Annotated in this window: 11 protein-coding genes; 6 read left to right on the top strand and 5 right to left on the bottom strand. The window is 75.8% G+C overall.

The genetic code is table 11. From position 1 onward, the window contains the following. Positions 1-91 precede the first annotated feature (91 nt). On the bottom strand, positions 92-1,759 hold the full coding sequence (locus ACFQ6N_RS24965; RefSeq protein WP_380653042.1) for a protein kinase: 1,668 nt from the start codon (positions 1,757-1,759) through the stop codon (positions 92-94). After that, positions 1,756-3,447 carry a serine/threonine-protein kinase gene (locus ACFQ6N_RS24960; protein ID WP_380653039.1) on the bottom strand — a complete coding sequence of 564 codons (1,692 nt, stop codon included), beginning with the start codon at positions 3,445-3,447 and terminating at the stop codon, positions 1,756-1,758. The genes ACFQ6N_RS24965 and ACFQ6N_RS24960 overlap by 4 nt, the downstream gene beginning before the upstream one ends. A gap of 302 nt (positions 3,448-3,749) precedes the next feature. Here ACFQ6N_RS24960 and ACFQ6N_RS24955 point away from each other — a divergent pair, with 302 nt between their 5' ends. The 6 genes from ACFQ6N_RS24955 to ACFQ6N_RS24930 all read left to right on the top strand — a co-directional run bounded on the left by ACFQ6N_RS24955 (position 3,750) and on the right by ACFQ6N_RS24930 (position 12,566). Further along, positions 3,750-3,995, top strand: coding sequence for a hypothetical protein (locus tag ACFQ6N_RS24955; RefSeq protein ID WP_380653036.1), 246 nt, complete (start codon positions 3,750-3,752; stop codon positions 3,993-3,995). Between the two features lie 189 nt (positions 3,996-4,184). Continuing rightward, complete coding sequence (locus tag ACFQ6N_RS24950) at positions 4,185-6,245, top strand: phosphocholine-specific phospholipase C (RefSeq protein ID WP_380653034.1); 2,061 nt, start codon at positions 4,185-4,187, stop codon at positions 6,243-6,245. A 214-nt stretch (positions 6,246-6,459) separates the two neighbouring features. Beyond that, complete coding sequence (locus ACFQ6N_RS24945; protein ID WP_380653031.1) at positions 6,460-7,662, top strand: MFS transporter; 1,203 nt, start codon at positions 6,460-6,462, stop codon at positions 7,660-7,662. 134 nt (positions 7,663-7,796) lie between these two features. After that, a complete protein-coding gene (locus ACFQ6N_RS24940) occupies positions 7,797-8,522 on the top strand; it encodes a class I SAM-dependent methyltransferase (RefSeq protein ID WP_380653028.1) in 726 nt (241 codons plus the stop codon). Positions 8,523-9,066: 544 nt separating this feature from the next. Next, entirely contained in the window at positions 9,067-9,810 is a 744-nt protein-coding gene (locus tag ACFQ6N_RS24935) for a BTAD domain-containing putative transcriptional regulator (protein ID WP_380653025.1), read from the top strand. After that, a complete protein-coding gene (locus ACFQ6N_RS24930; protein WP_380653021.1) occupies positions 9,807-12,566 on the top strand; it encodes a BTAD domain-containing putative transcriptional regulator in 2,760 nt (919 codons plus the stop codon). The genes ACFQ6N_RS24935 and ACFQ6N_RS24930 overlap by 4 nt, the downstream gene beginning before the upstream one ends. Positions 12,567-12,698: 132 nt before the next feature. Here ACFQ6N_RS24930 and ACFQ6N_RS24925 read toward each other — a convergent pair whose 3' ends face one another. From ACFQ6N_RS24925 to ACFQ6N_RS24915, 3 genes are read right to left on the bottom strand one after another with little or no spacing between them, the layout of a single operon-like run. Continuing rightward, a complete protein-coding gene (locus tag ACFQ6N_RS24925; protein WP_380653018.1) occupies positions 12,699-14,567 on the bottom strand; it encodes an AMP-binding protein in 1,869 nt (622 codons plus the stop codon). Then, entirely contained in the window at positions 14,564-16,198 is a 1,635-nt protein-coding gene (gene hutH, locus ACFQ6N_RS24920) for a histidine ammonia-lyase (RefSeq protein WP_380653015.1), read from the bottom strand. Before hutH ends, ACFQ6N_RS24925 begins: the two co-directional genes overlap by 4 nt. Positions 16,199-16,252: 54 nt before the next feature. Beyond that, a complete protein-coding gene (locus ACFQ6N_RS24915; RefSeq protein ID WP_380653012.1) occupies positions 16,253-19,792 on the bottom strand; it encodes a thioester reductase domain-containing protein in 3,540 nt (1,179 codons plus the stop codon). Between the last annotated feature and the right edge of the window lie 193 nt (positions 19,793-19,985).

Raw genomic sequence — 19,985 nt, 5'->3', positions numbered from 1 at the left:
TAGCCCGGAGCGGCCCGGAGTGACAGGTAAACGTCAGGTCAACGTCGTGTTCGTCCGGCCGCCCGGCGGCGGGGCCCCGTCCGGTGCCGGTTCAGCGCGGCATCGCCGCGAACGCGGCCCGGGCCACGGCCACGGCCTTCGTCTCGCAGTCCCCGGCCGGGTGTCCCTTGGCACCGAGGTCGACCGTGACGACCAGGTTGCCGTCCCGGACGGCCAGCGAGCAGTCCGTCCCCTTGTTCACCGTGTCCCAGTACGCCTCCTCGCCGACGCCGACCCCGTCGGCGCGCCGCTTGCCGCCGGCCGAGCGGCCGAAGTCCTCGCGCTGCACCTTCGTCGCGTTGTCGCTGCTCCCGGCACTGCGGCGGAGCCCCCAGGCGACGAACGCCGACGGGTCCTGGTCCCAGTAGGTGGAGCCGGAGAGGACGTGCGAGCCGTACCAGGAGCACCGGGTCTGGGCGTCGGACGACCGCTCGAAGTAGTAGTCCTTGTCGGGCTGGCGCTCGGCGGCGGGGAGCGGGAGCCGCCCGGCGGCCTCCGCGCAGAGCGGGGCCTTGAGGTATCTGTCGGGGGCGGCCGCGCCGTCCGGGTTGCCCAGCCACAGGTAGGCGCCGACGCCGGCCGCGGCGACGATCCCGGCGGTCAGCAGGACGGCGGTCCGGCGCGACCGCCGGGCCGGGGCGCCGACGGCGGCCGGGGTGTCCGCGCGGGCACCGGCTGCGGCCGGGGTGTCCGCGCGGGCACCGGCTACGCCGGCCGGCCCGCCGTCCACCGCCGTGGCCAGGGCGGTCCGCCCGGGCGCCGCCAGGTGGTACGAGGTCGGCTCTCCCTCCGGCGGGCCCGGCCGCGCGGCGCCCGGCGGGTGGGCGAGCAGCCCGTCCACCGCCCGCTGCTGAGCGGTGATCAGCTCGTGCACCGCCGCCGGCCACTGCCGGGCGGCCGGGGCGACCGGGCCGAGGAGTCCGAGCAGGCGCTCCGGGGTCGGGCGGGCGGCCGGGTCCTTGGCGAGGCAGGCCGCGAGCAGCGGCCGGGTGGCGGCCGGCAGGGCGCTGAGGTCCGGGTCGGTGTGCACGACGTCGTACAGGGTCCGGAGCGTGGAGGCCCCGGCGAAGGGGCTGCGGCCGGTCAGGGCCAGTGCCAGCACCGAGCCGAGCGAGAACACGTCGGCGGCCGGGGTCAGGGCCCGGCCCTCGGCCTGTTCGGGCGACATGTACGGGGGCGAGCCGATCACGCCGCCGGTGTGGGTGAGTTCGGCGTCCTCCTCGGCGGCCCGGGCGATCCCGAAGTCGATGACGCGGACGCCGTCCTCGGCGAGCAGCACGTTCGACGGTGTGAGGTCGCGGTGGATCAGCCCGGCCCGGTGGATCTCCACCAGCGCCGTGGCCAGGCCGACGGCGAGCCGGTGCACGGCGTCCTCCGGCAGCGGCCCGACGGCCTCGACGGCGGCGCCCAGCGACGGACCGACCACGAACACCGAGGCGAGCCAGGGCGTCGGCGCGTCGACCTCGGCGTCCATCACGGCCGCCGTGTACGCCCCGGACACCCGGCGCGAGGCGCCCGCCTCGCGTCGGAACCTGGCCCGGAAGCCGTCGTCGGCCGCGAACCGCTCGTGCACCTGCTTGACCGCCACCAGCCGTCCGTCCGGCGCGGCGCCCAGCAGCACCCGGCCCATCCCGCCGCGGCCCAGCTCGCCGAGGATCCGGTACGGCCCGACCTCGTCCGGGTCCGACGCGCGGCGCGGCCTGATCGGGGCGCCCGTCACTTGAACGCCGGGGTGGTGGCGGACATGTCGGGGGACGCCCCGTGCTCGGACACGTCCCGGGCCAGTTTCACGGCCGCCCCGGCCATCGTCCGGGTCAGGTCCTCACAGCGCCCCTTCGGGTAGCTGCTGCCCTTCACCGCGATGAAGACGTACAGGTTGACGTCCCGTACGTAGTACACGCAGCTGTCCTGGTCCAGGCTCTTCGCCGGGAGCCAGAACGCCTCCTCCGCGATGCCGGGGTCGGCCACCCGGGTGTGGCCGCCGAGGTACAGGGCCTCGTAGTGCTCCTTCGCCCGCTCGGCACCGGTCAGGCCGCCCGGAACGCTCGGGAAGACGTCCCAGTCGACGTCGATCTGGTCACCGCTGCGGGAGTTCCACTGGCAGCCCTTCTCCGGGACCTTCCCGTGCGAGTCGGTGTACTCCCAGGTCCCGGGGTTGCCCCAGGGGGTGGAGAACTCGGGCGGCACGGTCATCCTCCGGGCGTCCGCGCAGGTCGGCACCACGGCCGCGTAGGTGTCCTTGACCTGGGAGAGCGGCAGGTTCCCGGGGGTGGGCACCGCCTCGGGGAACAGCGACTCCGGGTCGACCACCCCGGTGGCGACCAGTCCGCCCGCCACCCCGGCGAGCGCCAGCACGACCGCGCCCGTCACCAGCCCGATCCGCAGGCCGCGCCGACGCCGCCGGACGGGCGCGGGGTGCGGCTCGGTCGGGCCGAGGGGCTCGGCCGCCGCAGGCGCCGTGGGCATCCCGGAGGTCGCAGCGGACCCGGCCGACGCGGGCACCGGGGGCACCGGTGCGGCGGCGCCCAGCAGCCGCGCGATCTCCGCCGCCTGCACGGCCAGCAGCCCGTGTACCGCCTCCGGCCACGGCCGGGCCGAGGGCGTGACCCGCCCGACCGCCGCGAGCACCTGCTGCGGGGTCGGCCGCGCGGCCGGGTCCTTGGCCAGGCAGGCCGCGAGCAGCGGCCGCAGCCCGGCCGACACTCCGTCCAGGTCGGGCTCCGCGTACAGCACGGCGAAGAGAACCCGGGGCAGCGACTCCCCCGTGAACGCCGGCCGCCCCGTGCACGCCACCGCCAGGGTCGCGCCGAGCGAGAACACGTCACTGGCGGGCGTCAGTTCACGCCCCTCGACCTGCTCGGGCGACATGTAGCCGGGTGAGCCGATCATCGCCCCGGTGCGGGTGAGTTTGGTGTCCTGGCCCTCGGCCGCCCGGGCGATCCCGAAGTCGATGACGCGGACGCCGTCCTCGGCGAGCAGCACGTTCGACGGTTTGAGGTCCCGGTGGATCAGGCCGGCCCGGTGCACGTCGACCAGCGCCTGGGCCAGCCCGGCGGCCAGCCTCCGCACCGGCTCCTCGGGCAGCGCCCCGACCGTCCGCAGCGCCTCGTGCAGCGCCGGTCCCGGCACGAACTGAGAGGCCAGCCAGGGGGTTTCGGCCTCCGGATCGGCGGCGATCACCGCCGCCGTGTAGCCGCCCGAGACCAGCCGCGAGGCCTCCACCTCGCGCCGGAACCGGACCCGGAAGCCCTCGTCCTCGGCGAACTCGGCGTGCACCTGTTTGACCGCCACGGGCCGCCCGTCCGGCGACACCCCCAGCAGTACCCGGCCCATCCCGCCCTGTCCGAGCACCGCCAGCACCCGGAACGGGCCCACCTGCGCCGGCCCGTTCGCCCCCACCGTCTCCACGTCGCCCCTGCCCCCCGCCGCTGCGTGCGAACAGATGATACAGACGGCGCGGCTGCGCGCCCCGACCCCGTCCGATCAGGTACGGAACCTCCCTACGGCCTCCCCGTCGCGCGCATCGGCGGCGGGCGCGTCACAGGCACGGAACCTCCCTACGCCCTCCCCGTCGCACGCGTCGGCGGCGGGCGCGTCAGCAGACCGTCAGCAGCGCGTCAGCAGGCCGTCAATCCGGGCCCGGGGGCGGGTCCGGAGGTGGAAGCTGGACTCCCCTGCAAGGTCCGCAGGCCGTTCCGGAGGTGAGCCGCATGTCCGTCATCGCAGCGTTCCATTCCGTCGTGCCCGACGTCCGCCGCCGGGGCCACGGCCTGCGCGCCGTGCTCTCCCGGGCCCTGGAGCGCCTCGCCGCCAGCCCGCTGGACAACTCCGTCCTCGGCGCCCTGGGCGCGCCCCGGCCGCCCCGGCTGCACGCCCGTTGGCGCGCCGTGACCGGGCCGGACGGCCGGACCGCCCTGGAAGCGACCTGGCACCCGGACCGCACTCCCGGCCGGTGAGCCCCGGGGTGGGCCCTGACCCACGGTTCCCGCGCTGGCCCCGGGCCTCGACCGAACGTGTTCAGACAACTTGAGGCGTTCGTCGGACGTACAACGGGCAGTCATGAACGGTCCGCCGGACGGTACCCCGCAGGCGCTGTCCTTGGGGTGCCGTCCTCCACCCTCGTGACACCCAGAGGTCATCCACCCATGGCTGAGCTGAACCGTCGTCGCTTCCTCCAACTCGCGGGCGCCACGACCGCGTTCGCCACGCTCTCGCAGAGCGTCGCGCGGGCTGCGGCGATCGCCCCGCAGGGCGCCACCGGCACCCTCCAGGACGTCGAGCACATCGTCGTCCTGATGCAGGAGAATCGTTCCTTCGACCACTACTTCGGCGCCATGAAGGGCGTCCGCGGCTTCGGCGACCCCCGCCCCGTGACCCTGCCGAGCGGCAAGTCGGTATGGCACCAGACCGACGCCCTCAGGCGGGAGGTGCTGCCGTTCCGCCCGCAGGTGAACGACCTGGGGATGCAGTTCGTCCAGGACCTCAACCACGACTGGGCCGGCGGCCACAAGGCCTTCAACAACGGCCGGTACGACCAGTGGGTGCCCGCCAAGACGGCCACCACCATGGCCTACCTGACCCGCCAGGACATCCCGTTCCACTACGCGCTCGCCGATGCGTTCACCCTCTGCGACGCCTACCACTGCTCGTTCATCGGCTCCACCGACCCGAACCGCTACTACCTGTGGACGGGCTACACCGGCAACGACGGCACCGGCGGCGGACCGGTCCTCGGCAACCAGGAGGCCGGGTACGGCTGGACGACCTACCCCCAGCGTCTGGAGAAGGCCGGGGTCTCCTGGAAGGTCTACCAGGACGTCGGCGACGGCCTGGACGCGGCCGGCTCCTGGGGCTGGATCAACGACGCCTACCGCGGCAACTACGGCGACAACTCGCTGCTCTACTTCACCGACTACCGCAACGCCAAGCCCGGCGACCCGCTGTACGACAAGGCCCGCACCGGCACCGACGCCAAGGCCGGCGACGGCCTGTTCGACCACCTGCGCCGCGACGTGCAGGCCGGCACCCTGCCGCAGATCTCCTGGATCGCCGCCCCCGAGGCGTTCACCGAGCACCCCAACTGGCCCGCGAACTACGGCGCCTGGTACATCTCCCAGGTACTGGACGCGCTGACCTCGAACCCCGACGTGTGGGCGCGCACCGCACTGTTCGTGACCTACGACGAGAACGACGGCTTCTTCGACCACGTCGTGCCGCCGTTCCCGCCCGGCTCCGCCTCCCAGGGCCTGTCCACCGTCGCGACCTCGGCCGACTGGTTCGCCGGGAACATCGGCAACGCGGCCGGCCCCTACGGCCTCGGCCAGCGGGTCCCGATGCTGGTGGTCTCGCCCTGGAGCACCGGCGGCTACACCTGCTCGGAGACCTTCGACCACACCTCGGTCCTGCGCTTCATGGAACGCCGCTTCGGCGTGCTGGAGCCCAACATCTCGCCGTGGCGGCGCGCCGTCTGCGGCGACCTGACCTCCGCCTTCGACTTCACCGCGTCGAACACCGTGAAGGCCCCGCTGCCCTCCACCGCCGGCTACCTCCCGCCCGACCGCAACCGGCACCCCGACTACGTGCCCGCCCCGCCCGCCACCGGCACCATGCCGAAGCAGGAGCCGGGCGCCAAGCCCACCCGCCCGCTCAAGTACGCCCCGTCCGTGGACGGCGCCGCCGACACCGGCACGGGCAAGTACCAGCTGACGTTCGGCGGCGGCCCGGCGGCCGGCGCCCAGTTCCTGGTCACCTCGGCCAACCGCACCGACGGCCCGTGGACGTACACCGCGGAGGCCGGCCGGACGATCGCCGACGCCTGGAACACCACGTACTCCAAGGGCGTCACCGACCTGACCGTCCACGGCCCCAACGGCTTCCTGCGCCGCTTCCGCAACCCCGGGAAGACCGCCGGGCCCGAGGTCACCGCGCGCCACGACGCGGCCACCGGCAACCTCGCCCTCACCTTCACCAACGCGGGCACCGCCGACGCCGTCCTCACCGTCGCCAACGCCTACGGCGGCACCCCGCAGACCGTCACCGTCCGCCGGGGCGCCACCGCCGCGTACACCGTCGACCTCTCCGGCTGCCGCAACTGGTACGACGTGACCGTCACCTCCGCCGCGACCGCCGACTTCGTCCGCCGCTTGGCCGGCCACGTCGAGACCGGCGCCCCGGGCCTCTCGGACCCGGGGATCATCACCTCCTGACACCGGCGGTCCGCCCCGGGCTCCTCACCTGCCCGGGGCGGGCCACCGGCCCCACCGGCCCCGGCCGGACCCGCCTCCCCCGCCGACCCGGACCGCGCCCACCGGACCGCGCCCACCGGACCGCGCCCGCCGGACCGCGCCGCCGACGGCCATTCGGCGCAGCGCGCCCCCGCACCGCGCGGGCCCGCCCCGGCGGGGTGCCTATCGTGGGCGGATGACCGATCGTCGGACCGCCCGGTCCGCCCCGGGCCGCTTCGGCTACCTCGTGGCCGCCGCCGCTTTCGCCGTCTGCATGGCGGGCACCACCCTGCCCACACCGCTCTACGGGCTGTACCAGGAGAAGATCGGCTTCTCCGAGCTGACGGTGACGGTGGTGTTCGCCGTCTACGCCTTCGGCGTGATCGGTATCCTGCTGCTCGTCGGCAACGTCTCCGACAGCGTCGGGCGCCGTCCCGTGCTGCTCTGCGGCCTGGGCTTCGCGGCCTGCAGCGCCGTCACCTTCCTGGCCGCGGACAGCGTGCCGCTGCTCTGCCTGGGCCGGCTGCTGTCCGGCTTCTCGGCGGGCCTGTTCACCGGCACCGGCACCGCGTACGTGCTGGAGCTCGCCCCGGACGGGCACCGGGCCCGCGCGGGCTTCGTCGCGACGGCGGCCAACATGGGCGGCCTGGGCATCGGGCCGCTGCTGTCCGGGCTGCTCGCCGAGTACGCCCCCGGCCCGCTGGTGCTGCCGTACGTGGTGCACCTGGGGCTGCTCGCCGGGTCGTTCGCCCTCACCCTGCGGCTGCCGGAGACGGTCGCCGGGGCACGCCCGCTGCGCACCGCGCGGCCGGTCCGGCCGGCCCTGCCGCCGGAGGTCCGCCGGGTGTTCGTCCCGGCCGGGATCGCCGCGTTCGCGGGCTTCTCCCTGCTGGGCCTGTTCACCTCGGTCAGCCCGGCCTTCCTCACGGCCGGCCTGGGCGTCCGCAACCACGCGGTGGTCGGCCTGGTCGTCTTCACCGCCTTCTTCGCCTCCACCCTGGGCCAGCTCCTGGTGCCCCGGCTCGGCACCGCCCGGGCGATCCCGCTGGGCTGCCTGGTGCTGATCGGCGGGCTGGCGCTGCTGGCGGCCTCGCTCGCCTGGACCGTACTGGCGCCCCTGGTGCTGAGCGCCCTGGTGGGCGGCGCGGGCCAGGGGATGGCGCTGCGCGGCGCGGTGGGCGAGGTCGCCGCCGCCAGCCCCGCCGAGCACCGCGGCGGCGCCCTGTCGGCGCTGTTCGTGGTCGCCTACTTCGGCATCTCGATCCCGGTGATCGGGGTGGGCCTGCTCACCGGGCCGGTCGGCCTGGCCCACGCCGGCCTGGTCTTCGCCGCCTGCATGGCCGTCCTGGCCGCCGCCTCCGGGACGTACCTGCTGCGCCAGGCGGGCGCCGGGACCTGACCGCGCGCCCCCGGCGCCCGCCGCGCGCCGTCCGCCGGGCCGCGCGCCGACCCGCCCTCCGCCCTGCTTGAACCACGGAACCGGGACCGATAGACACGATCCCGACACTGTGCGTGACACCGGGAGGACTCCCCATGAGCGTGACGATTCGGTACCGCGACGCCTGGGAGGGCTTCTGGCGCGGGGCGCCCGAGGAGCCGGGCTCGGTGATCTGGGACGCGGACCCGACCCTCACCGCCGAGCGCCACCTGGCGCTGTTCCACCCCCACCTCGCCGACCCGCAGCTGCCCGTCGTCGACCTGGGCTGCGGCAACGGCACCCTGACCAGGTTCCTGACCGGCCGGTTCGCCCGCGTCGTCGGGGTCGACCTGTCCGAGGCCGCGCTCGACCTGGCCCGCCGCCACGATCCGGCGCGACGGGCCGAGTTCGCCCTGCTGGACGCCACCGACGCCGAGGCCGTCCGGGCGCTCCACGACCGCCTCGGCGACGCCAACGTCTACGTGCGGGGCCTGATCCACCAGAGCGAGCCGGCCGACCGGCTGCCGGTCGCCGAGGCGGTCGCCGCGCTGGTCGGCGGGCGCGGCCGGGCGTTCGTGGTGGAGCTGTCCCAGGCCGCGAAGCAGGTCCTGGCCGACCTCGCGCAGGGCCCCGGCGGGCCGCCCCCGAAGCTGCGTCCGGTCTTCGCCCACGGCCTCGCCCCCGCCGAGGTCGCCGACGCGGCCTTCCCGGCCCTCTTCGACGCGGCCGGCCTCACCGTCCTGGCCTCCGGCGACCTGCCGCTGGCGACCACCGAGTCCGCCCCGGACGGCGGCCGGATCGAGCTCCCGGCCCAGTGGCTCGTCGTGGGTGTCCCGGAGTAGAACCGATCGCACTCGAAGGACCGCCGGGCGGACCGGGCCGCCCGGCGGATCCAGAGTATTACCGTCCGGTAACCGAAGCGTCGGCGAACGATTTGTGAATCCTGATCAATTGTTGCCGGAGTATGACGGCCGGGCCCGCCGATCATTGCCGGCCCGGCAGCCCCCGGAACTGCGCCTTCAATCCGTTCCGGCCGATGACGACGCAAAATATCCCGCCGACGGCTGATTTCACGTCACTCCTGTTCCGGATGGCCGTCCTTCCCTTACGATCCGACTGGTGTGCACTTGACAGCCGGGCCGTTCGTCCAGGTCATGGGCACAAGAAAGACACAAATGGCTACTTCGGAGTAACGAACACCGACCTCCCCTCCGTGAACACCCGCTTCTCCCCGGCCGTTCCCTGAGGTGACGTCACGACCGGTGCGGCGATTCCGTCGCGCACCGGTCGCGCGGCGCTCTCCGGTATTTCATGGTCGAACAGACGGGAAGTTCCGTGCAATTCAGTGTCCTCGGTCCGCTGACGGCGGACCACAATGGTCAAAACGTGGCACTCGGCGGGATCCGGCAGCGGACCGCCCTGGCATTCCTGGTACTCCACGCCAACACTCCGGTCAGCGCGGCACGGCTGGTCTCCGCCCTCTGGGGGACGGACGAGCCCACCACCGCACGAAAGATCGTGCAGAACGCCGTGTCCGGGCTGCGGCGCATCCGGGCCGGGCGCGAGCCGCAGCACGGCTCGCGGATAGACCTGCGCACCGAGCCCCGGGGGTACGTCCTGCACCTCGCCCCGGAGCACCTCGACTACGGCCGCCACCGGGAGCTGGTGGACCGCGCCTCCCGGGCGCTCGCCGACCGGTCCTGGGCGGACGCCTCCGCCGCGCTGCGGGAGTCCTCGGAGCTGTGGCGCGGCGACGCCCTGGCCGACCTCGCCGAGGCGGGCGTCGACTGGCCCGAGCTCACCGCCCTGCGCGAGGCGCGCTGGAACGCCCTGGAGGACCGGGCGGTGGCCGACCTGATGCTGGGCCGCCACCGCGAGGTGGCGGCCGAGCTGGGCTCCGCCGCCACGGCGAGGCCGGCCCGCGAGCGGCTGTGCCGGCTGCACATGGTCGCGCTCTACCGCAGCGGGCGCCAGGCCGACGCCCTGGAGGCCTACCGCCGCGTCAGGTCCGCCCTCGCGGAGCTCGGCCGCAGAGCCCCCGGCCCGAAGTCCCGAGCACTGGAGCAGGCCGTCCTCAGCCATGCGCCGGAGCTGGACGCGGCGGACGCGGCCCTGCGGCTGGCAGCATGACGCCCGACCGCACGGCGCCCGTCCGCTACCCCCACGAGCTGCGCTTCAACGTCCTGGGACCGCTGGAGGTCCTGCGGCACGACGAACCGCTGCCCCTGCACGGACTCAACCAGCGGGCGGTGCTCGGCTACCTCCTGCTGCGCCACAACCAGGTGACGGCCACCAGCCGGCTGGTCTCCGCCCTGTGGGACGGCCCCACGCCCTCCTCGGCCCGCAAGATGGTGCAGAACGCGGTGTGGCAGCTGCGGAGCCTGCTCGGCGCGGACACCGGGCACCCCGGCACGCCGGTGCTGCGCTCCCGCGCCCCCGGCTACGTCCTGGAGGTCGAACCGGGCGCCATCGACCTGCACCACTTCCAGGAGCTGGTCGCGGCGGGCCGGGCGCGGATGCGCGAGGGCGCGGTGGCGGCGGCCTCCCAGTGCTGGCGCGCCGCCCTGGACCTGTGGCGCGGGCCCGCGCTCAGCGACCTCGCCGAGGCGGGCGTCGGGCTGGCGTGGCCCGAGCTGACGGCCGCCGGGACGGCCCGGCTGGACGTGCTGGAGGAGCACTTCGACGCCGAACTCGCCCTGGGCCGGCACCTGGTGGTGCTGCCCGAGCTCCAGGAGCTGAGCCGGGCGCACCCGCGCCGGGAGCGGCTGGCCGGGCAGCTGATGCTGGCCCTGCACCGCAACGGCCGGCAGTCCGACGCGCTCGGCGTCTACCGGTCGGTCCGGGCCCACCTGGCGGAGGAGCTGGGCCTGGATCCGGGGCGCGACCTGCAGAGCGTCCAGCAGGCGATCCTGACCGACGACCCCGCGCTGGAGTACACGCCCCTGCCGGGCGCCGTCCGGGTGCCCTGCACGCCCCCGGCCGGGACCGCGCCGCCGCAGGAGCGGCCCGCACGGCCGGACCAGGTGGACCGGGCGGAGCCGGTGGACCCGTCGGCCCCGGCCGGCGAGGCCGAGGACCCGGTACCGGAGCGCCGGGAGGTCACCGTCGCGCTGATCAACGCCTCCGTGCCCGCCGGGCACCCCGGCGGGGACCCGGAGCAGCTGGACGCGGTCATGACGGCGCTGCACGGGATCGTCCGGTCCGAGGCGCAGCGGTTCGGCGGCACCGTGGCGGCCCGGATCGGCTCGTCCTGGCTCGTGGTCTTCGGGGCGCGGCGGATCCGCAGCAACGAGGCGATGCGGGCGGTGCTGATGGCGCTCGCCGTCCGGCACCGGGTGCGGTCCGGGTGGACGGCGGCGGACGGGCTGGGGCTGCGGGCCGCGATCGACACCGGTGAGGCGCTGGTCCGGTTCGCCCCGGGCACCCCCGGGCCGCCCACGGTGACGGGCGCGACCCTGGACCGGCCGCTGTCCCTGCTGCCGCTGGTGCCCCGGGACGAGATCTGGGTCAGCGAGTCGGCCAGGGAGCAGACCGACAACTGGATCGACTACCGGCGGGCCTCGGTCCACTCGGCGTACTGGACGGTCGCCGGGCTGCGCTCCAACGGGGTGCGCGACGAGGGGTTCCCCGTCCTGGAGCGGGCCGAGGCGGTGGCGCGCCTGGGTGAGCTGCTCGACGCCGGGCCGGCCGGACCGCGGGTGGTGCTCGTCGTGGGCGAGGCCGGCCTGGGCAAGAGCGCCATGATCGACGAGTTCGAGCGGCTGGCCGCCCGGTCCGGGCCGGGGGCCCGGCCGCTGCTGGCGCACATCGTGCCGTGCGCGGTGGACGACAGCCCCCTGCGGTTCGTCGCCGAGGACCTCTCGGCGGGCTGCGGCATCCGGTCGGACGACCCGCCGGAGACCGCGCGGACCCTGCTGTGGGAGACGGTCGGGCGGGTGGCCGCGGACCCGGCCGAGGCCCGGTGGCTGTTCGAACGCCTGGTGGTCCCGCTCGGGTACGTGCCGGACCACGAGCGCAGCGCCGGACCGGAGGAGGTCACCGCCGCCTGGCACACCCTGCTGGAACGGCTGGCCGTCGAACGGCCGGTGGTCATGGTGGTCGACGACCTGCACTCGGCGGACGAGGCGCTGCTCGACACCGTCGACCGGCTGGTCTCCGCGCCCGACCGGTCCCGGCTGATGGTGGTCGCCACGGCCAGGCCGGAGCTGTTCGCCCGGCGTCCCGGCTGGCGGAGCGCCTCGGGGGCGCTCCGCACCGTCGAGCTGGCGCCGCTGTCCGACGCCGCCGTCGCCCGGCTGGCCCGGGCCGTCGTCGCGGCCCGGCGCCGGGAGGACCTGCCGCCCGAGCGGCTGTGCGAGCTGGTCGAGTCGGTGACCGCGCTGGCCGACGGGAACCCGCTGTTCGTGACGGAGTTCGTCCGGCTGGCGCTGCGCCGGTTCGGCCCGGAGCCGGCGCCCCGGCCCGGCTCCCTCGGCGAGGTGCCGGCCGCGGTGCGCCGGGTGCTGTCGGCCCGTCTGGACGCGCTGCCGGCGGACCTCAAGGCGGTGCTCCAGGACGCGGCGGTGCTCGGTGACGGCATCCGGCCGGACGCGGTCGCGGCGCTGCGGCGGGAGCGGCCGGACGACGTGAACGGCGCGCTGGACACCCTCACCCGGCTCGGCATCCTGGGCCCGGCGCCCGCGGACGCCGACGGCACCAGCCGCTTCGCGTTCCGGCAGCCGCTGCTGGGCGAGGTGGCGTACGCGCGGATCCCTCAGGGCCGGCGGATCGCCAAGCGGGCCGCGGTGGCGGGGTGGACCGGGCACCCCCGGGTGCCGGGCGGGCCGCGCCCGGTGGCGCCCGAACTGCTGCGGCTGCGGGCCGCGTTGCGGCGGCTCGGCAGTTGAGCGGGCGCCCGCGACGGCCCCGCACGGGCCGGGCGGGCCGGGCCGGCAGGACCCGTCGACGGCCGGGCAGCGGCCGGACGACGGGGTAGGCGCCGGAGCGGGCGGCGGGCCGGGCGGGTGGGCGCGGCGGGGTCAGCACCCCGCGACGATCACCCGCCCCGGCTCGGGCTCCTCGGCGTAGAGCAGCTCGACCACGTCGCCGCGCCGCTCGACCACCACCCGCTGGTTGAGGTAGCCCTTGTCGGTGAGCTCGCCGGCGTCCAGGCTGGGCGGTTCGGCGACCAGCACCAGGCGCTCGACCCGGGAGGCGGCGCCCGCCCCGGTGTTGAGCCGGTCCAGCGCCCCGGCCAGGTGGCGGCGCAGCCCCTCGTGGCGGAGCAGTTCGGCGGGGTCGGTCGCCCGGGTGCCGAGCAGGTCGTTGGCCCGGCCCAGGGCGAGCCAGCCGATCGCCGCCACCTGGGGCCGGCCGTCGCCGGTCAGGACGACGTCGGAGAGCACCCCGGCGGCCGACAGCAGCGCGTTGCGCAGCCGGCCGGCCAGCACCCAGGTGCCGTTGGTGATCTTGAAGTTCTCGGCGGTCCGCCCGTCGAACCGGAGCCCGTGCCGGGGGTCGCCGCCCGGGTCGAGCAGCCGGGCGGCGTCACCGGTGCGGTAGTAGCCCTCCTCGTCGAGCGTCCCGCCGAGGTCGGCGCCCAGGTACCCCGGGGTCAACGAGGCTCCCCGCACCCGCAGTTCGACGCAGCCGCCGACCGGCACCAGCTTCAGCTCGACGCCCGGCAGCGGGATGCCGATGCCGTCGCCGACGCCGCCGTACGTGGAGGTGGCGGCCGGCCCGGTCTCGGTCGCGCCCCAGGAGGACACCAGCTCGACCTCCCGCCCGGTCGCCTTGCGGGCCAGGGCACGCAGCCGCTCCCGCAGGGCGTCCGGCAGGTCGGCCCCGGCGTAGACCAGGACCCTGGCCCGGGACAGCACCCGTTCGGCCAGCGGCGGATCGTTCTCCAGCCGCTGGGCGAGCAGGGCGTAGCCGGCCGGCACATTGACGCAGACGGTGGGCGGCACCTGGCGCAGCGCCTCGACGGTGCGCTCGAACCCGCCGGGCAGCGGCGAGCCGTCGTCGATGTACAGGGTGCCCCCGTTGCACAGGGCCAGGTGCAGGTTGTGGTTGCCGCCGAAGGTGTGGCTCCACGGCAGCCAGTCGGTGAGCACCGGCGGCTCGGTGTCGACGAAGGGCCAGATCTGCCGGATCATCTGCTGGTTGGCGCAGAGCATCCCGTGAGTGTTGAGCACGCCCTTGGGGGTGCCGGTCGAGCCCGAGGTGAACAGGATCTTCGCCACCGAGTCCGGGGTCAGGGCCCGGTGGGCCCGCTCCACGTCCGGGGTGACCGCTGTGGCGCGCAGCGCCGCCACCGTCAGGTCCGCCGGTCCCGGCCGGCCGGAGACCACCGTCGCCGGCCCGGGGCCGGCCGTGCTCCCCGTGGCACTCCCCGCCGTGCTCCCCGCCGTGGCGGCGGCCGGGCCGGCGGTGACGGCGTCCAGGGCGGCCCGGAAGCGGTCGCCGTCCTCGGCGAACACCAGCCCGGGGCGGACCAGTCCGGCGATCGCCCGCAGCCGGCCGTGGTCGGTGCTGCGCAGCGAGTAGGCCGCGCTGACCGGGACGACCGGGACGCCGGTGAGGTAGCCGGCCAGGGTGAGCAGCAGGTGGTCCAGGGAGTTGCCGGAGAGCAGCAGCACCGGGCGGCCCGGGCCGAGGCCCCGGTCCAGGTAGGCCTGGCCCAGCGAGGCGGCGGCCGACGCCGCCTCGCCGTAGGTCAGGCTCCGCCAGCCGTCGCCGTCCCGCTCCGCGGCCAGCACCGCGCCGGGGCTGCGGGCCGCCCAGTCCAGCAGGGTGTCGGCGAGGGTCGGCGGGTGCTCCCCCAACGGCTCGGCGACGCTCAGCAGCCAGCTGCCGTCGGCCCGCTGCCGGCCGATCACCCGGGCCTCGGCGGCCACCTGCGGGCTCACCGGCCGGCCCCGGTCCGCTCGGCCTTGCGGGTGTGCTGCTCGACGACGCCGCGCAGCCGGCCCGAGTGGATCAGCGTGGCCACCCGCTCGATGTCCTCGTCCATCGGCCGGTCGCCGTCCAGGAACGCGCAGACCTCGCGCACCGCTTCGTGGGCGGCCCGGGTCGGCGGGCTGAGCTCGTCCAGGCCGCGCAGGTCGGCCGCCTGGCACAGCGCGATCAGGTGGATGGCGGCGACCCGCTGGACCAGCTCGACCACCGACCGGGCGTCGCGCGCCGCGATGGTGCCCATGCTGACCTTGTCCTGGTTGTGCGCCTCGGTCGAGCGGGAGAACGACGCCGCCGGCATGGTCCACTTGAGCGCTTCGGCGGTCAGGGCCGAGGCGGTGATCTGCATGCCCTTGAAGCCGTGGAACAGCCCGGCCTCGAAGTCCTCCGGCCCGACCACCGGGATGAGGTTCGGGGTGAGGCCGTTGTTGAACTTCTCGTCGACGACGAGGGCCAGCTGGCGGTCCAGCAGGTCGCCGACGCCGGCGACGGCGGTCTTGAGGGCGTCCATGGCCTGGGCGACGTGGCCGCCGTAGAAGTTGCCGCCGCTGCCGACCGCGCCGGTGGCGACGTCGAACAGCGGGTTGTCGTTGGCCGAGTTGACCTCGACGGAGAGCAGCCGGTGGGCCCAGTCGGCGGTGTCCCGCAGCACGCCGGTGACGTGCGGCGCGCAGCGTATCGAGTAGCGGTCCTGGACCGGACGCTCCAGTTCGGCGAAGTCGGCGTCGGGGTGGAGCGTCCCCAGGTCGGTGGCGGCGTCGCCGCCCAGCAGCGCCCGGATGCTGCCGGCGCTGTCCACCATGCCCGGGTACGGCTTCGCCTCGAACAGGAACGGGGCGAAGTGGCCCGGGTTGCCGAGCAGGACCTGGCTGGTGAGCGCGGTGCACAGGTCCGCCGCGTGGGCCAGCTCCCGGGCGTCGTGCAGGGCGAGGACGGCGAACCCGGACATGAAGGAGGTGCCGTTGACGAGGGCCAGGCCCTCCTTGGCCTCCAGCGTCAGCGGCGCCAGGCCGCTGTCGGCGAGGGCCTCGGCGGCGGGCTTGGAGCGCCCCTGGTGGGTGACCGTGCCCTGGCCGGTGAGCGCGGCCGCCAGGTAGCTCAGCGGCACCAGGTCGCCGCTGGCGCCGACCGAGCCGCGCTCGGGGATCTGCGGCAGGATGTCCGCGTTCAGCATGTCGATCAGCGCCTCGACCAGCTCGGGCCGCACCCCGGAGACGCCGCGCGCCAGGCAGTTGGCGCGGACCGTCAGCGTGGCGCGCACCACGTCGGCGCGGGCCTGCGGGCCGGTGCCCGAGGACAGGAAGCGGATCAGGTTCTGCTGGAGCAGCGCGGTCTTGCGCTTGGAGACGTGCCGGGTGCTGCTGTCGCCGAACCCCGAGGTCACCCCGTAGATCGGGGTGCCGGAGTCGAGCAGCCGGTGCTTGAGCGCGTTGGAGGCGGCGATCGCCTCCGCCGCGCCGCCGGCCAGGGCGACGGTGCGGCCCTCCGGGTCCCGGGCGATGGAGACGATGTCCTCCAGCGCGAGTCCGTGGCCGTCGAGCAGTACTTCGGACAGGCGGGCACGCTTGCTGTCGGGGTTGGGCATGTCAGTCCTCTTTCCTTGCCGTGCTGCTGCGGGACGTGGGCCTGCTCCACCGCGTCACTGCGGGAAGTAGCCGGTCCTGGTGAAGAAGTCGTGGTACGTGCGGAACAGCTCCCGGGTCGGCACGGGCCGGACGATGCCGGTGTCCGTCAGCGCCGCGTCGGTGAGCGAGCTGTCGATGGGGAGGTAGACGTCGGTGGCCCGGTCGCCGGAGACCGCTTCGAAGGACTCCAGCAGTGGCAGGAGCGCGTTGTCCGGGTCGGCGGTGACCCGTTCGCGCCAGGCCGCGGGCGGCAGTTCGGTCAGGTCGCGGCCGAAGGACCGCAGGTGGCCGACGATCTCGGCGAAGGTCACCGGGGCGCGGCCGGACAGGTGGAAGGTCCGGCCCACCGCGTCCGGGCGGCGGGTGAGGGCGAGCACGGCGGCGCTGACGTAGTCCACCGGCACCAGCTGGAAGCCGCCGCCGAGGCCGGCCGGGTAGGCGCCCGCCTGGAGCAGGCCCTTGACGCTCAGCCAGACGAAGTCCCGGGTCTGGCAGGCTCCGCCGCGCTGGTCGCCGGAGACCAGGTCGACCCGGTGGACGGTCACCGGCAGCCCGCGTTCCCGGGCCAGGCCGACGACCTGCTCGGCCACCCACTTGCTGCGGGTGTAGCCGGTCCGCAGCTCCTCGGGCGGCCCGGTCGGGTCGTCCGGGCCGAGCGGCACCCCGGCCGTCACGGGCCGGGCGAACACCCCGGTGGTGGACAGGTAGTGCAGCGGGACACTCCGGTGCCGGGCGGCCAGCCGCAGCAGTTCGGTGGTGCCTCCGACGTTGGAGGCCCGCAGCGCGGCGTACGGCTGGAGCCAGTTCACCTGGGCGGCGCCGTGGACGACCAGGTCGACCGAGCGGGCCAGGCCGTCGAAGACCTCCGGGGTCAGGCCCAGCAGCGGCGCGGCGAGGTCGCCGACCAGCACGTCCAGCCGCGCCGGGTCGATGTCGTCCAGGAGCCCGTACCAGCGCAGGTTCGCGGTCAGCCGCTCCCGGGCGTCGGCCTCGTCCTGCCCGCGGACCAGGCAGCGCACCACCGCGCCGGTGTCGCGCATCAGGTCGCGCAGCAGGAAGGCGCCGACGAAGCCGGTGGAGCCGGTCAGCAGCACCTCGCGCGGGTCCTCGGCGACCGGGACGACCGTGCCGGCCGGCCGGATGTCCTCGGGTAGGACGACGTCCTCGGCCAGACCGGGGCCAGTGCCGGAGCCGGAGCCGGTACGGGAGCCAGTACGGGAGCCGGTCGCCCCGGGTTCCTCGGCGAACTGTGGGGCACCCGGCTCGGCGGGCAGCAGCTCGTGCAGGATCCGCTCGGCCAGCGCCCGCGCGGTGGGGTGCTCGAAGACCACGGTGGGCGGCAGCCGCAGGCCGGTGGCGGCATCGAGGCCGTTGCGCAGCTGGACCGAGGAGAGCGAGTCGAAGCCCAGCTCGGGCAGCGGAGCGTCGACCCGTACGGCGGCCGGTCCGTCCAGGCCCAGCAGGGCGGCGATCCGGGACCGCACCAGGTCCAGGACCCGGGTCTGCCGCTCGGCGGCCGGGAGCGCGGCCAGTTCGTCGGTCGGCACCGCCGGGCCGTCGTCCTGCGACGGACGGCGCCGGTCGCCCCGCTTGGCCAGTGCGCGCAGCAGGTGCGGCACCGGTGCCTGCCGCCGGACGGCCGCCAGGTCCAGCGGGCAGGCGACCAGCAGGGGGGCGCCGCTCAGGACGGCCGTGTCCAGCAGCGCCATGCCGTGCGCCGCCGGGATCGCCCCGAAGCCCTCCCGGGCCACCCGGCGCAGGTCCGCCGAGGCGGCCATGCCGTCGCCGCCGAGGTCCCAGGGGCCCCAGGCGACCGCACTGGCGGGCAGGCCGGCCGCGGCCCGCCGCTGCGCCAGCGCGTCCAGGGCGGCGTTGGCGGCCGCGTAGTTCGCCTGCCCGGGCCCGCCGAACACCCCGGCGACCGAGGAGAACAGCACGAACGCGGTCAGGTCGTGGCCCCGGGTCAGCTCGTCCAGGTGCCGGGCGGCGTCGGCCTTGGCGCGCAGCACCGTCTCCAGGCGGCCGGGGGTCTGCGCGGTGAACGCGCCGTCGTCCAGCGTGCCGGCGGCGTGCACCACGGCACGCAGCGGCCGGTCGGCGGGCAGCCGGTCGAGCAGGCCGGCCAGGGCCGCCCGGTCGCCGACGTCACAGGACTCGACCACCGCGCGGGCGCCCAGCGCGGCCAGCTCCTCGACCAGCCGGGCGGCGCCGGGCGCGCTCGGACCGCTGCGGCTGGTCAGCACCAGGTCCCGTACCCCGTGGGCGCCGGCCAGGTGCCGGGCGATCACGGCGCCCAGAGCGCCGGTGCCGCCGGTGATCAGGACGGTGCCGTCGGTCGGCCAGCCGGTGCCGGACGCGGTGGCGGGGGCGGCCTGGGCCTGGGCCTGGGCCTGGACGAGCCTGGGCACCAGGACCCGGGAGCCGCGCACCGCGACCTGCGGGAGGCCGGCGGCGACGATCGCGGCCAGCAGGGACGACGGGAGCGCGGGATCGGCAGCCGGGTCGGCGGCGCGGTCGACGGCGCGGCCGGCCGGGTCGGCGCCGGGGTCCGCGTCGACGAGGACGAAGCGCCCGGGGTGCTCGGACTGCGCGGACCGCAGCAGGCCCCAGACGACGGCCGTGTCCGACGGCGCCTCCCCGTCCACCGACACCGCGCCCCGGGTCAGCACGACCAGCGGCGGGCCGTCCGCACCGGCCGCGAGGGACCGCTGCGCCACCGCCAGGACGTGCGCCAACTGCGCCGCGCCGGTGACGGGTTCGACCTCCGGCGCCGGGCCGTCGGCGGCGGGCAGCACCACCGGCGTCCAGGCGAGGCGGTACAGGTCGTCGGCCGTACGGGTCGGGGGCAGGTCCCCGTGGACGATCCGGTCCACGGTGGCGACCGCCTGTCCGGCGCCGTCGGTGAGCACCAGCGCGGGCCCGCCGTCGGTGGTCGGTGCCACCCCGATCCGGCCGGCGCCGCTGCTGTGGACCCGTACGCCGTGCCAACTCCGGACCGGCCGGTCGCCGAGGGCGGCGGCGAGCAACCCGGGGTGCAGGACGTAGCGCTCGGCCTCGTCCTCGGAGACCTCGGAGACCTCGGGCGCCTCGGGCGCCTCGGTTTCCGGGCCGGCCGCGGGGAGCGGGGCCGCGGGGGTGACGGAGACCGGGGCGGCGGGCCCGGCCGCCGGGCTGAGCAGGCCGTGGGCGTAGCGGGTCCAGGCCCGGTCCTCGCCGGCCCGCCCGTGGATGCGGACCGCGCGGCGGCCGTCGTCACCAGGCGGGTCGACGACGACCTGGAGGTGGGTGGCGCCGGTGTGCTCCGGCGGTACGGCCGCGTCGATCACCAGGGTGTCCACGGTGGTGCAGTCGACCTCGTCGGCGGCGCGCAGGGCCAGCTCGATCCAGACCCCGGTGCGCGGCAGGTCCGCGCCGAACCGCCCGGTGAGCGTGACGCGTCCGCTCTCCGGGTCCTCGACCGCCGAGCCGAGGATCGGGTGTCCGGTGGCGGAGCGGTCGGGGCCGCTCTGTCGTCCGCGCCAGTAGTGCCGGTGGTCGAAGGCGTACGTCGGCAACGCGGTAGGACGCGCACCCCGCCCCCCGAAGAACGCCTCCCAATCCACCGCAACCCCGGCCGAGAACAACTCACCCACCCCGGCCACCAACGTCCGCTCCTCGTCACCCGCACGACGACCCAACGCCACCGCCGAAACCCCCGACGACACCCGACCGATCAACCCCGACAACACCCCATCAGGACCGACCTCC

The organism is Kitasatospora sp. NPDC056446 (genome assembly GCF_042796115.1).
In the GTDB taxonomy this organism is placed as follows: Bacteria; Actinomycetota; Actinomycetes; order Streptomycetales; family Streptomycetaceae; genus Kitasatospora.
This window is presented reverse-complemented; position numbering and strand designations above follow the sequence as displayed.

What these genes read in the sequence shown, in the direction of transcription:
- ACFQ6N_RS24955 (WP_380653036.1), top strand. Translation starts at nt 3,750, where the DNA reads ATGTCCGTCATCGCAGCGTTCCATTCCGTCGTGCCCGACGTCCGCCGC.
- ACFQ6N_RS24950 (WP_380653034.1), top strand. Translation starts at nt 4,185, where the DNA reads ATGGCTGAGCTGAACCGTCGTCGCTTCCTCCAACTCGCGGGCGCCACG.
- ACFQ6N_RS24945 (WP_380653031.1), top strand. Translation starts at nt 6,460, where the DNA reads ATGACCGATCGTCGGACCGCCCGGTCCGCCCCGGGCCGCTTCGGCTAC.
- ACFQ6N_RS24940 (WP_380653028.1), top strand. Translation starts at nt 7,797, where the DNA reads ATGAGCGTGACGATTCGGTACCGCGACGCCTGGGAGGGCTTCTGGCGC.
- ACFQ6N_RS24930 (WP_380653021.1), top strand. Translation starts at nt 9,807, where the DNA reads ATGACGCCCGACCGCACGGCGCCCGTCCGCTACCCCCACGAGCTGCGC.
- hutH (WP_380653015.1), bottom strand. Translation starts at nt 16,198, where the DNA reads ATGCCCAACCCCGACAGCAAGCGTGCCCGCCTGTCCGAAGTACTGCTC.